This window comes from Nonomuraea rubra (genome assembly GCF_014207985.1).
Taxonomy (GTDB): domain Bacteria; phylum Actinomycetota; class Actinomycetes; order Streptosporangiales; family Streptosporangiaceae; genus Nonomuraea; species Nonomuraea rubra.
This window is the reverse complement of sequence record NZ_JACHMI010000001.1, coordinates 4,243,963-4,256,274: the sequence shown is the minus strand read 5'-3', so window position 1 is coordinate 4,256,274 and position 12,312 is coordinate 4,243,963. Positions and strand designations below refer to the sequence as shown.

Genomic DNA, 12,312 nt, shown 5'->3' with positions numbered 1-12,312 from the left:
CCCCGAATGGCAAAAGCCTCAGCCCGGCTCGCCGTAGAGCCCCTCGATGATGTCGGCGTACTTGGTGTGGATGATCCGCCGCTTCAGCTTCAGGCTGGGGGTGAGCTCCTCGGTCTCGGCCGTCCACTCCACGCCGAGCAGCGCCCACTTCTTGACCTGCTGCACCCTGGCCAGCTTGGCGTTGGCCGCCGTCACGGCCGCGTCCACCTCCGCCAGCACGTCGGGGTGCTCGGCCAGCTCCGCCAGCGAGCCGAACGTGATGCCGCGCGCCTGCGCCCAGCCCGGCGCCACCTCGGCGTCCAGCGTCAGCACGGCCACCGGGTGCGGCCGGTTGTCGCCGTAGGCGAGGGCCTGGCCGATGAGGTTGTGCTGCTTGAGGTGGTTCTCGATCTCGGCGGGGGAGATGTTCTCGCCGCCCGCGGTGATGATCAGCTCCTTCTTGCGGTCCACGACCCGGTAGAAGCCGTCGTCGTCGACCGTGCCGATGTCGCCGGTGTGCAGCCAGCCGTCGGCGTCGACGAGCTCGGCGGTGGCCTCGGGGCGGTTGAGGTAGCCGGCGGTGTTGAGCGGGCTGCGGGTCAGGATCTCGCCGTCATCCGCGATGCGGATCTCGACGCCGGGCTCGGCCCTGCCGACGGTGCCCAGGCGATAGCAGGCGGGGCTGTTGCCGGTGAAGGCGCCGGTCGTCTCCGTCATGCCGTACACGTCGATGACCTTGAGCCCGAGGCCGGCGTAGAAGTGCTGCACCTCGTCGGGCAGCGGCGCGGCGCCGGTGGCGGTCCACTCGGCGCGGTCGAAACCGATCATGCCGCGGATGACGGACAGGAGCGAGGCGTCGGCCTTCTCGTAGGCGGCCTGGATCTCCGGGGTGATCGTGCGGCCGTACTGGCCGGCCTCGACGTAGGCGGCGCCGGCGGCCATGGCCTCGCGTACGGCGGCCTGCTGCTCCTCGGGCTGGGTGGCGAGCACGGCGAGCAGGCGGGCCATCATCTTCTCCCACACCCGCGGCACGCCGAAGAACATCATCGGCCTGACCTGCCCGAGCGTGGCGCCCAGATTGGCCAGGTCGGTGCAGAAGTGCACGTGGGAGACCTTGACCAGGGGCAGGTAGAGGCTGAGGATGCGCTCGGCGATGTGCGCGTAGGTGAGGTAGGAGATCTGGGTGCCGCGCACGGGCAGCGAGGTGAGGCGGTCGGTGGCGGCGACCTCGTAGAAGATGTTCGTGTGGGTGAGCGGCACGCCCTTGGGGGTGCCGGTGGTGCCCGAGGTGTAGAGGACGGTGGCGACGTCGTCAGGGGTGACGGCCCGCCAGCGCGCCTCGACCTGGCCGGGGTCGGCGGCCAGGCGCTCGCGGCCGAGGGCGAGGAAGTCCGCCCAGCTCATGAACCGGTCGCCGGCCGGCGCCCCGTCCAGCATGATGATCCTGCGCAGGCCGTCCAGCCGGTCGAGCACCGGCTCCCAGCGGGCCAGGTCGGCGGGGCCGCCGAGCACCGCGTACCTGGCGCCCACGTTGTCGGCCACGAAGGCGATCTGGTCGGGCGCGAACGTCGAGTAGACCGTGCAGCCGACGCCGCCCGCGTGCACCGCGCCGAGATCGGCCAGGACGTGCTCGCTGCGGTTGACCATCATGAGGGCCACGGACTCGCCGGGCTCCAGCCCGAGCGCGACGAACGCGGCCGCGATCTCCAGGACCCGCTCGCGGGCCTGCCCGTAGCTGAGGGTGCTCCAGCCCTCCCCGTCGGGGTCGGAGTAGGCGGGTGCGTCGTGATGTTGTTCGGCCGCCAGCCGGAGCTGCTCACACACGGTACGGCCGGCGATCTGCCGCTCGATCTCGGCCCGGACCTCGAGGACCTCGCCCATGGCACCCGCCTCCAGTCAGTAATCACTTGCATGATTGGCCTGCATCGCACCACACCCCCGCAGCAGCGGCAAGAGCCTGCGCGCAACGTCACGTAAAGTGATCAGCACGGCGCGGAGAGTATGGGGGCGTGGATGAGCGACAGGACGTTCTTCGGGCATCCGTGGGGCCTGGCGACGCTGTTCGGCACCGAGATGTGGGAGCGGTTCTCCTGGTACGGCCTGCGGGCGATCCTGGCCACGTTCATGGCGGCCTCGCCGGCGCACGCGGGTCTCGGGCTGTCGCAGGAGACGTCCCAGGCGGTGGTGGGCGTCTACGGGGCGCTCATCTACCTGGTGGCGCTGCCGGGCGGGTGGATCGCGGACCGCATCCTGGGGGCGCGCAGGTCGGTGTTCTGGGGCGGGTTCGTCATCATGCTGGGGCACATCAGCATGGCGATCCCGGTGCGGTCGGCGTTCTTCGTCTGGCTGGGGCTGCTGCTGATCATCATCGGCACCGGCCTGCTCAAGCCGAACATCTCGGTCATGGTCGGCCGGCTCTACCCCGAGGGCGACGACGGGCGCAGGGACGCCGGGTTCTCGCTGTTCTACCTGGGCATCAACCTCGGCGCCTTCTTCGCGCCCCTGGTGGTGGGCTGGCTGGCCGAGGGCGACCGGTGGCACCTGGGCTTCAGCGCGGCGGCGGTCGGCATGGCGCTGGGACTGCTGCAGTACGTGCTGGGCGGCAGGAGCCTGCGCGGCGTCGGCGAGCGCCCCGGCCTGCGGCTGTCACGGCGCGAGCGGCGCCACTTCGGCCGGCTCGTGGTCCTCGGCGTGGTGCTGATCGCGGTCCTGCTGGGCGCATGGGCGGCGAGCGGCACGCTCACGATCGACCGGTTCACGGTCGCGCTCACGCTGGTCATCCTCATCGTGCCGGTGGCGTACTTCGGTTACATCATGTTCGGCAGCCACGACCTGACCGAGGACGAGCGGATCCGGATGAAGGCCTACATCTGGCTGTTCGTGGCGGCGGCCGTCTTCTGGATGATCTACGACCTGGCGCCGAGCAAGCTGCTGTTCTTCGCCCAGGACCACACCGACCTGTCGCTGTTCGGCATCAGGATCAACCAGGCCACGACGCAGTCGTTCAACCCGCTGTTCATCATGATCTTCGTGCCGGTGTTCGCGGCACTGTGGGTGAAGCTGGGCACGCGGGTGAGCACGCCGCAGAAGTTCGGGTTCGCGCTGGTCATGGTGGGGCTGAGCTTCGTGGTGATGGCCGTGGCCGCGGGGCTGGCCGGGGCGGGGCGGGTCTCGGTGTGGTGGCTGGTGCTGGTCTACCTGATCCAGGTGTTCGGCGAGCTGTCGCTGAGCCCGGTCGGGCTGTCGGTGACGACGAAGCTGGCACCCGAGGCGTTCAAGGGGCAGATGCTCGGAATCTGGTTCATCGCGGTGTCGGTGGGCGACGCGGTCGGCGGGCAGACGGGGCGGCTCGGCCGGGTGATGTCGGAGCCGATGTACTACCTGGTACTGGCGGCGATGGCGATCGTGGCCGGGCTGGCGCTGTTCATGTTCACGCGGAAGCTGCGGGTGATGATGGCCGAGCACCACGAACCCGCCATACGGTAAACATTCCGAACGTGTCTGAACTTCTCGACCTCGCCGGCATCTTCGTCTTCGCACTGTCGGGCGCGCTCATGGGCGTGCGCAAGCGGCTCGACGTGGTCGGGATGGCGGTGCTGGCCGAGATCACCGCGCTCGGCGGAGGCGTCCTGCGCGACCTCATCCTGAACGTGCGGCCGATCGCCTTCCAGAGCCTCGGGTACGTGCTGGTGCCGGTGGCCGCGACGGTGATCGTCTTCTTCTGGCATCCGCACGTGGCCCGCGTGATGCCGGCGATCCTGGTGCTGGACGCGGCCGGCCTCGGCCTGTTCTGCGCGGTCGGCACGGAGAAGGCCATGGAGTACGGGCTCAGCCCGCTGCACGCGGCACTCCTGGGGGTCACGACGGCCGTCGGCGGCGGCATGCTGCGCGACATGCTGTCCGGGGAGATCCCCACGCTGCTGTACGACCGCCAGCTCTACGCGCTGCCCGCGCTGCTGGGGTCGGCCGTGATGGCGGGGCTGTCGTACCACGGGCTGCACGGCTGGCCGGCCACGCTCGCGGCGGCGCTGCTGGCGTTCGGGCTGCGGATCGCGGCCATGCGCTACAAGTGGCGCGCGCCGCTGGCCAAGGGCCTCGGCGAATGACCCTCACACCATCGCGATGAGCTGGTCCGACGGGCGCGGGGCGCCGGTGGGGCCGTGGTCGCGGGCGGCGCGCAGGCGGGTGACGGCGTCCGCGAGCAGGCTGGGCGACTGCGTGTACGGCAGGCGCAGGTAACCCTCGAGGGTGCCTTCCAGGCCGAACCAGGGGCCGGGCGCGAGGCGTACGCCATGGGAGAGCGCGGCCTCCGCGAGCGGGGTGGAGCCGGCGCCGTCCAGGCGGACCCAGAGGGCGCCGCCGCCGCGCGGCCGCTCGAACGACCACTCGGGCAGGTGGGCGCGCAGCTCCGCGGCCAGGGTGTCGCGTGAGGCGCGCAGCGTACGGCGGCGCTCGGCGCGGGTCTCCTCCAGCCGGTCGAACAGCCGCGCCACGACGAGCTGCTCCAGCACCGGGCTGGCGATGTCCACCGACGAGCGGAACGTGGTGAGCCGCCGGGCCAGGGCGGCCGTGGCGCGGATCCAGCCGATGCGCAGCCCGCCCCACCACAGCTTGGAGGCGGAGCCGATGCTGATGACGCGGTTGTCGCTGTCGAAGGCCGCCATCGGCGAGGTGGCGGGCACCTCGTCCAGCGCCAGCTCCGACCAGGTCTCGTCCACCACCAGCAGCGTGCCGGCGCGGCGGGCGGCGCCGGCGACGGCGGCGCGGACGGGGTTCTCCATGAGGGCGCCCGTCGGGTTCTGGAAGTCGGGCATGAGGTAGGCCAGGCGCGCGCCCGACTGGCACATGGCGCCGGCGACGAGGTCGGGCTGCCAGCCGTCGTGGGAGACGCCGACCGGGACGAGGCGGGCGCCGCGCTGCCGGGCGGCGTCGATGGCGTGCGGGTACGTCGGCGACTCCACGATCACCGGGTCGCCCGGGCCGGCCAGCAGGCCCATGACCAGGTGGATGGCGTGCTGGGCGCCGGTGGTGACGACGATCTGCTCCGGCCTGGTGGCCACTCCCCTGGCGGTGTAGCGGGCGGCGATCCGCTCCCTGAGCGACGGCAGGCCCATGGGGTCGTAGCCGTTGCCCATGCCGTGCCTGGGCAGGTCCTCCATCGCCTCCGTCATGGCGGCGAGCAGGGCCGCGGGGGCGGCGGGAGCGGCGGTGTGGAGCTGGATGAGGCCGTCGCGGTCGGTGCCGAGCCACGGGTTGTCGGGCCAGACGGCCGGGTCGGGCAGGGCGGTCCAGCTGCCCGAGCCCTGCCGGCTCTCCAGGTAGCCGCCCTCGCGCAGCAGGTCGTAGGCGGCGGTGACGGTGGTGCGGCTGACCTTGAGCGTCTCGGCAAGGTGGCGCTCGGCGGGCATGCGCACGCGGACGGGGATCTGGCCGTCCATGACGAGCGCGCGGACGGAGTCGGCCAGGGCTCGGTAGTAGGGGCGCGCCGCCGGGTCGACGTCGAGGAGCCGGGCCACCTGCATGGCTGACATGTGCCGCATAAGGCCACTTTTCGAGATTGGCCCTGTTTTGGCAAATCGGAAGGTGCCAATCTGGGGCCATCATGAGCGAATCAACCGTCCCGCTGCCGAGTTCACTGCCCGCCCGCCTCGTCCGCCTCTACGGCGGCCTGGCCCTGTACGGGCTCGGCATCGCCCTGCAGTTGGAGTCCGGCCTCGGCAACGCCCCGTGGAACGTCCTGCACGAGGGCGCCGCCCTGCGCACCGGCCTGTCGATCGGCACCGTCATCCTCGCGGTGGGCGCGCTGGTGATGCTGCTCTGGATCCCGATGAAGCAGAAGCCCGGGCTCGGCACGATCAGCAACGTGCTGCTCGTCGGCCCGTTCGCGGACGCCGCGATCTTCCTGCTGCCCACGGCGGACCACCTGGCGTTCCAGTCCTTCTACCTCGTCATGGGCGTGGTCGTCATCGCGCTGTCCACGCTGCTCTACATCGGCGCCGGCCTGGGCCCCGGCCCCCGCGACGGCATCATGACGGGGCTGGTGCGGCTCGGCATGTCGGTACGGCTGTCCCGCCTGTCCATCGAGGTCGCCGTGCTGGCCGCGGGCTGGCTGCTGGGCGGCACCGTGGGCGTGGGCACCGTGGTGTTCGCGCTGGCGATCGGGCCGTTGACGCAGGTGTTCACCCGCTGGTTCCCTCTGACGTGATCCCGTGGCCCGGGGCGGACATGACGCGACATGATCGACCCGGCCACGGGATCACCCCTTCTCCGAGTAGCGTCTAGGCATGCGGATCGAGGATTACGCGCTGATCGGAGACATGCAGTCCGCCGCGCTGGTGGGGCGGGACGGCTCGATCGACTGGCTCTGCCTGCCCAGGTTCGACTCGCCGTCGTGCTTCGCGGCCCTGCTCGGCAGCGAACGCAACGGGCACTGGTGGCTCGGGCCCACCGGCAGGCAACCCGCCACCCGGCGGCGCTACCGCCCCGACACGCTCATCCTGGAGAGCGAGTGGGACACCCCGACGGGCACCGTCCGCGTGACGGACTTCATGCCGCCGCGTGACCGCAATCCCGACGTCGTACGCATCGTCGAGGGCGTGTCCGGCTCCGTCCAGGTCTCCACGCAGCTCCGCGTCCGCTTCGACTACGGCCGCATCGTGCCGTGGGTCCGCCGCTCCAACGGCCACCTGCAGGCCATCGGCGGGCCCGACTCCGTGTGGCTGCACTCCCCCGTGCCGCTCAAGGGCGGCGACTACGCCCACCGGGCCACGTTCACCGTGAACGAGGGCGACCGGCTGCCCTTCGTGTTCACCTGGCATCCCTCGCACGAGCCGATGCCGCCGCAGATCGACTGCCACAGCCAGCTCGACGAGACCCAGGCGTTCTGGGAGGAGTGGGTGGGCAAGTGCACCTACTCCGGCCCGTACCGCGAGGCCGTGGTGCGGTCGCTGATCACGCTGAAGGGCCTGACGTACGCGCCGACGGGCGGCATCGTCGCCGCGCCCACCACGTCCCTGCCCGAGGACCTCGGCGGGGTGCGCAACTGGGACTACCGCTTCTGCTGGCTGCGCGACGCCACGCTGACGCTCGACGCGCTGATCAGCTCCGGCTACCTGGAGGAGGCGGGCGACTGGCGCGCCTGGCTGCTGCGCGCGATCGCCGGCCGCCCGCAGGACCTCCAGATCATGTACGGCGTCGCGGGCGAGCGCCGCCTGCCCGAGCTGCGCCTCGACTGGCTCGACGGCTACGAGGACTCCCGCCCGGTGCGCATCGGCAACGAGGCGGTCAAGCAGCTCCAGCTCGACGTCTACGGCGAGGTGATGAACTGCCTGTTCGTCTCGCGCACCCGCGGCCTGTCCGCCGACGACCGGGCGTGGACCATCCAGCGGCAGCTCCTCGACTACGTGGAGGACCACTGGGACGAGCCGGACGAGGGCCTGTGGGAGGTGCGCGGCCCGCGCAGGCACTTCGTGCACTCCAAGGTGATGTGCTGGGCGGCGCTCGACCGGGCCGTCAAGTACGTCGAGCACTTCGGCCGTACCGGGCCGGTGGACAAGTGGCGGACGCTGCGCGACGTCATCCACGCGGAGATCTGCGACAAGGGCTTCGACGCGCAGCGCAACACCTTCACCCAGTCGTACGGCTCGTCCGAGCTTGACGCGGCGCTGCTGATGATCCCCATGGTCGGCTTCCTGCCGGTCGACGACCCGCGGGTGACCGGCACGGTGGCGGCCATCGAGAAGGAGCTCATGTCCGACGGGTTCGTGCTGCGCTACCCGATCGCCGAGGACAACGACGTGGACGGGCTGCAGGGCGGCGAGGGCGCGTTCCTGGCGTGCAGCTTCTGGCTGGTGGAGGTCATGGCGATGCAGGGGCGCAAGGAGGAGGCCAAGGACCTGTTCGAGCGGCTGCTGTCGCTGCGCAACGACGTGGGGTTGCTGGCCGAGGAGTACGACCCCCGCTACGGGCGGCTGGTCGGCAACTTCCCCCAGGCCTTCAGCCACGTTCCCCTGGTGCACGCGGCCCGAGCCCTGTCGTAGCGGTGTCGTCAGGCGTCGCCTGCCACCTGAGCGTCACCTCGAACTGGCCCTCCAGCCCGGTCTGCGCGATGACCGCCCCGGCCTTGGCGTCGAGCTTCACGCCGAACTTGAGCTCCACCTCGTCGGGGCGCCGGCTCATCTCCTGGAACTGGGCGAGCGCGGCACTCGCGGCGTCGCGGACGTTCGCCAGAGCCTTCTCGAACGACAGCCGGGTGTCCTCGACGACGCGTTCCTTCCAGGAGGATGCCCGGCTGACCCCGGGCGGCTCGGGGAGCTCGACCACGACCGAGCCGCCCTGGTCGAGGTGGAAGCTGAACAGGGCACTCATTCCTGTGTCTCCTTGTCTCCGCACGGCAGGTCCAGCCATGCCGTTTGCGGGATGCCCGCGTGAATGGCGTCGAGCTTGTCCAGCAGGCCCGTCAGGCGGCCGGGGTCGTTCAGGTATTCGAGGACGGCCCGGGAGAACGCGTTGCGCATGGCGGGCGGCATGGCGTCGGAGGCGTCGAAGCACATGGGCCGGTCGGAGTGGACGATGCCGGCGATCTTCCTGCTGATCGGGTCCCCGTACGCGGCGGCGTCGACGGTCTCGTTCGCCATGATCGCGCCGCCGCCCCGGTGCGGGTCGCTGGGCCAGATGAGCTGTGCGTCCCGCGTGGCCAGGAACCGGATGAGCTCGCGCGCCTGCGGGGTGTCGTTGAACATCACGGCCAGATCGATCGCGCCCAGCCACGGCTGGCCGGCCGTGTCCCCGGACGGGTCGAACGGGGGGAAGGGGAAGAAGTCGAAGTCCGCGCCGGCTCGCGGCGCGCCGTTGGGAAGACCCCGGTACTGCTCGTAGAACTCCACGATGAAGGAGCCCTGGTGTTCCAGGAGGCAACCGGGTGGGTCGGCGAACATCGGGCGTCCCCCGTCCTGGAAGTCCGTCGACAGCGCGGCCCGCGGTCCGCCGTAGGCGTGCTCGACGAACACCTCGTGCCAGGTCTCCCAGGCGTCCCTGACCTCGGGTGAGCTCCAGCTCTGCCGCCCCGTCGCCCATTTCTCGTACACCTCGGGCGACCTGTGGAGCAGGATGTCCTCGATCGCGTCGGTGCCCGTCCCGCCGGAGCTCGGCGCGTCGCCCATGCCCATGCACCAGGGGGTGATCCCGGCGCCGGCCTGGGAGGTCGTGTAGGACACGAGCCGGTCCCAGTTCTCCCGCGGCGGCTCGGGCGTCCGGCCGGGGCGGTACCAGATGGCGCTCTTGAAGCTCACCTTGTAGGGAACCGCGTAGACGTGCCGGTCACGCCCCTCTCCCATGGGCAGCAGCCAGTGCTCCTTAAAGGCCCGGCGATGCTCGCCGACCAACCCGTCCAGCTTCACCAGCTTGCCGTCACGTGCGTACTCGGCGAACTCACCGGCGCTCGCCATGATCGCCACGTCCGGCGGGTTGCCCGTCTCCACCTCTGCCTGCAGGACCTGGGGCAGCGCACGGGTGTCCTGGTAGACGGGCACGATCCCGGTCCGTCCCTTGAACGCTTCGAGGACCTCGGTGAACGCCGCCTTCTCGCTGCCGGTCCAGAGTGCGAGGACGGTCACCTCGCCCTTCGGGTTCTGCCGCGAACAGGCGGCCGCCGGCGACAGCGCCACCGCGATGGCCAGGGCGGCGCGGCCCAGTCGTGAAATGGTCATTTCCGCCTGTACTTGTACTCGTTGAGCCGGTCACGGAATCCGAGGAAGACGGCCCCGGCGATGAGACCGTCGAGGGCGTAGATCAGGAGGTGCGGGCCGGTGTCCTCGTCCCCGGCCTTCCGCACCATCGTCCTGGTCCACTCCATCGGCTGGATCCAGTCCGAGCACGGTTGGCGGCAGGTCAGCTTCCCGGCCTGGTCGATGGCCTGGCGAACGGTGTGACCGCACGGGCCGGCGCCGACGCAGAGTGTCTGGCCCAGCAGGTCGCGCAGGGCCAGCCGCCCCGTGTAGTGCGATTCGACGGTCTGCGCCGATGCGGTGTGGATGAGGCCGCGCAACGTGTCGCCCACGGGTGCGTACTCCTGCTGCGAGGCGACGAGGTGGGCGGAGGCCCACGCCAGCGCCCCCAGCAGCCCCGCGGCGAGGAGCAGCCAGGGGTTCGTCCTGCGCCGGAACCGGCGGCGGAAGAACCGGTGGGTGACCACGAGCAGCCCCGCGAGCAGGACGAGCGGCACGGTCAGCGCCGCGACGGCCACCGGCGTCATAGCGCCGCGCCCGAGCTGTTCGGCCAGCTCGGCGTCGTGCGCATCGAGGAGGTCGTCGATCCGCGCCAGGAGGCCGCTGTCGCGGTCGTGCAGCAGGCGCGAGGCGCTCCACAGGTGGACGGCACCGAGCCTGCGGCCGTCCTCCTGCCGGAAGTGCGCGTCGGCCTCCTCGATCAGCCCCGCGTAGGTGACCAGGAGCCCGGTGATGACCTGGAGGTGGCCGACGCCTTTGGTGCCCGCCGCGTTGTGCCCGGCGGCCCGGGTGAGGCTCTGCCCGGCGACCGCGATCTCGTTCCGGTACTTCTCGCCGGGACCGACGAGCTCGGCCCCCGAGCTGAGGCTGAGGATCGCGGCCCTGTCGGCACGGACGAGCGCCGCCCGCGCGGTGACGATCTCGACGATGGCCGGGGCGGTGCTCCTGCGTGCCGCCTCGGCCGCGCCGAGCCGCGACGGGAACACCAGCAAGCCGGTCACGCACGACAGGGCCGTGACGGACAGGAGCCCGGTCAGCAGTTTCAGCAGCGTCGCGTGGGTGGTGCCCCTGGAGGGGCCCCGGATGGTGCGGCGCAGCCGCGCGCCGGCGATGGCCGGCGCGGTCCGGGCGCGCTCGGCGGCGCCCGTCATGCGCTCCCGCTCCAGGTGTAGCCGCACTCTTCGCAGAACCGGGCGTCCGGCGGGGACGGGTGCCCGCGACCGCAGATGCGTCCGGAAACGCCTTCCGACGACGGGCTCGGCGCCGCCGCCCGGGGCGGGCGAGGGGGTTGGTGGGAGGCGAAGACGGACCGGGAGATGTCCCGTCGCTGCAGGTCCGGCCGGATGCGGACCACGCCCTCCGCGGGATCGCCGACGACGTGCACGAGCCGTCCGAGCGCTTCGAGCTGCACTCGGTCGCCGAGCCCCGCGGCCAGGGCGACGGCCCGGCCCCACTGCCGCGCGGCCAGGTCGCCGTTTCCCTCGTTGTAGGCCTCCCACCCCGCGGTGGTGGCCTTGGCCAGCTCGTGGTGGCGCAGGTAGTGATCCACCTCGGGGTCCAGGACGCTGGACAGCGCGCTGTCGTCGGTGCGGTGCACGAGGACCGCCACGGGCTCGCCGTGGCCGCCGGCCACCGCCACGGGTTCGCCGTGGCCGCCGGCTTCCGCGTCCGCCACCGCCACCTGGGCGGCGAGCACGTCCTCGCCCGGCGGGAGGTGCGCGAGGTCCAGGCGGAGCCGGAGGTGGAAGTGGCGGGTCTCGCCCTGTTCCCAGGCGCCGGTGGAGTAGCTCATGACGTTCGGGGCGATCCGCCTGCCGAGCCCGGTCAGGTCCGCCTTCGCGGGGAATTCCTGCCGCACCTCGCTCACCCGGGCGACGCGGGTCGTCCTGATCCGGATCCACACGCCGGGCACCCGCCTGCTCATCGAGCGGCGTACCAGCTCCGCGGCCATCCTGGCGAGGTCGGAGCCGTGCTGGACCGCCTCGGCGGATCCGCGCAGCGCGGACACGACGCGCTGCAGCTCGCCCGGGTCGTAGTCGTCGCCGAGGCCCAGGCCGTGGCAGTCGAACCTGCCCCGGCAGCGGGTGAGGGCGTCGTCGAGGTCCTGCCGGTAGGCGGGCAGGTTCCGGCCGTCGGTCAGCAGCACGAGGTGCCGTACGGCGTCCGGGTGGGCCGCCAGCAACGTGTCGGCCAGCCGCAGCCAGGCGCCCATGGAGGTCGCGCCGCTGGCGATCAGCCGGCGTACGGCCTGCTTGGCCTCGTCCTTCGTCTCGCGCGTGGCGGCGACCAGCCGCTCGTCCTCCGGGTAGATCATCCGGGCCTCGTGGTTGCCCGCGATCAGGCCGAAGCGGACTCCGTCGCGCAGGGCCTCGATCGCCGCGGCGCCCGCCTTGCGGGCCTGGGCGAGCTTGGTCCAGGGGAGGTTCATCGAGTCGGAGCAGTCGAGCACGATCACCTCGGCGGCCTCCGCCTCCTGGAACGTTCCGCCGGCGGTGACCTCGATGATCGCGTGCGTCTCGCGGGCGTCTCTGGACACGTACTTCATCTGACCGGCCCTCAGGGTGAACCCGGTCGTGGGATCCATGGCGGGGGGCACCTCGTTCTCTGC

Annotated in this window: 10 protein-coding genes; 4 read left to right on the top strand and 6 right to left on the bottom strand. The window is 71.6% G+C overall.

Annotation, left to right across the window (positions count from 1 at the left end; translation table 11 throughout):
- Positions 1-18: 18 nt before the first annotated feature.
- Positions 19-1,860 carry an AMP-dependent synthetase/ligase gene (locus HD593_RS19390; protein WP_185103478.1) on the bottom strand — a complete coding sequence of 614 codons (1,842 nt, stop codon included), beginning with the start codon at positions 1,858-1,860 and terminating at the stop codon, positions 19-21.
- Between the two features lie 132 nt (positions 1,861-1,992).
- Here HD593_RS19390 and HD593_RS19385 point away from each other — a divergent pair, with 132 nt between their 5' ends.
- Together HD593_RS19385 and HD593_RS64385 are read left to right on the top strand one after the other, a co-directional pair.
- On the top strand, positions 1,993-3,465 hold the full coding sequence (locus tag HD593_RS19385) for a peptide MFS transporter (protein WP_221524834.1): 1,473 nt from the start codon (positions 1,993-1,995) through the stop codon (positions 3,463-3,465).
- An 11-nt stretch (positions 3,466-3,476) separates the two neighbouring features.
- Positions 3,477-4,085, top strand: a complete 609-nt coding sequence (locus tag HD593_RS64385) for a trimeric intracellular cation channel family protein (protein WP_185103476.1) — start codon at positions 3,477-3,479, stop codon at positions 4,083-4,085.
- A 3-nt stretch (positions 4,086-4,088) separates the two neighbouring features.
- Here the strand turns inward: HD593_RS64385 and yczR are convergent, their stop codons facing one another.
- Entirely contained in the window at positions 4,089-5,510 is a 1,422-nt protein-coding gene (yczR, locus tag HD593_RS19375; protein WP_246546650.1) for a MocR-like transcription factor YczR, read from the bottom strand.
- 71 nt (positions 5,511-5,581) lie between these two features.
- On the opposite strand from yczR, the gene yczE reads away from it, so the two are divergent.
- Positions 5,582-6,184: a membrane protein YczE gene (yczE, locus tag HD593_RS19370; protein ID WP_185103474.1), complete on the top strand. Its 603-nt coding sequence runs from the start codon at positions 5,582-5,584 to the stop codon at positions 6,182-6,184.
- Between the two features lie 79 nt (positions 6,185-6,263).
- On the top strand, positions 6,264-8,018 hold the full coding sequence (locus HD593_RS19365; RefSeq protein ID WP_185103473.1) for a glycoside hydrolase family 15 protein: 1,755 nt from the start codon (positions 6,264-6,266) through the stop codon (positions 8,016-8,018).
- Here HD593_RS19365 and HD593_RS19360 read toward each other — a convergent pair.
- The 4 genes from HD593_RS19360 to HD593_RS19345 are packed head-to-tail and all read right to left on the bottom strand — an operon-like array spanning position 7,975 to position 12,288.
- Positions 7,975-8,346, bottom strand: a complete 372-nt coding sequence (locus HD593_RS19360; protein ID WP_221524833.1) for a CU044_2847 family protein — start codon at positions 8,344-8,346, stop codon at positions 7,975-7,977. The genes HD593_RS19365 and HD593_RS19360 overlap by 44 nt on opposite strands.
- Positions 8,343-9,686 carry an ABC transporter substrate-binding protein gene (locus HD593_RS19355; protein ID WP_185103472.1) on the bottom strand — a complete coding sequence of 448 codons (1,344 nt, stop codon included), beginning with the start codon at positions 9,684-9,686 and terminating at the stop codon, positions 8,343-8,345. Before HD593_RS19355 ends, HD593_RS19360 begins: the two co-directional genes overlap by 4 nt.
- The gene (locus HD593_RS19350) at positions 9,683-10,882 is read right to left on the bottom strand and encodes a hypothetical protein (RefSeq protein WP_185103471.1); all 1,200 of its coding nucleotides are present in this window, start codon (positions 10,880-10,882) and stop codon (positions 9,683-9,685) included. The genes HD593_RS19355 and HD593_RS19350 overlap by 4 nt, the downstream gene beginning before the upstream one ends.
- Positions 10,852-12,288: a VWA domain-containing protein gene (locus tag HD593_RS19345; protein WP_185103470.1), complete on the bottom strand. Its 1,437-nt coding sequence runs from the start codon at positions 12,286-12,288 to the stop codon at positions 10,852-10,854. Before HD593_RS19345 ends, HD593_RS19350 begins: the two co-directional genes overlap by 31 nt.
- Between the last annotated feature and the right edge of the window lie 24 nt (positions 12,289-12,312).

What these genes read in the sequence shown, in the direction of transcription:
- HD593_RS19390 (WP_185103478.1), bottom strand. Translation starts at nt 1,860, where the DNA reads ATGGGCGAGGTCCTCGAGGTCCGGGCCGAGATCGAGCGGCAGATCGCC.
- HD593_RS19385 (WP_221524834.1), top strand. Translation starts at nt 1,993, where the DNA reads ATGAGCGACAGGACGTTCTTCGGGCATCCGTGGGGCCTGGCGACGCTG.
- yczR (WP_246546650.1), bottom strand. Translation starts at nt 5,510, where the DNA reads ATGTCAGCCATGCAGGTGGCCCGGCTCCTCGACGTCGACCCGGCGGCG.
- yczE (WP_185103474.1), top strand. Translation starts at nt 5,582, where the DNA reads ATGAGCGAATCAACCGTCCCGCTGCCGAGTTCACTGCCCGCCCGCCTC.
- HD593_RS19365 (WP_185103473.1), top strand. Translation starts at nt 6,264, where the DNA reads ATGCGGATCGAGGATTACGCGCTGATCGGAGACATGCAGTCCGCCGCG.
- HD593_RS19360 (WP_221524833.1), bottom strand. Translation starts at nt 8,346, where the DNA reads ATGAGTGCCCTGTTCAGCTTCCACCTCGACCAGGGCGGCTCGGTCGTG.
- HD593_RS19355 (WP_185103472.1), bottom strand. Translation starts at nt 9,686, where the DNA reads ATGACCATTTCACGACTGGGCCGCGCCGCCCTGGCCATCGCGGTGGCG.
- HD593_RS19345 (WP_185103470.1), bottom strand. Translation starts at nt 12,288, where the DNA reads ATGGATCCCACGACCGGGTTCACCCTGAGGGCCGGTCAGATGAAGTAC.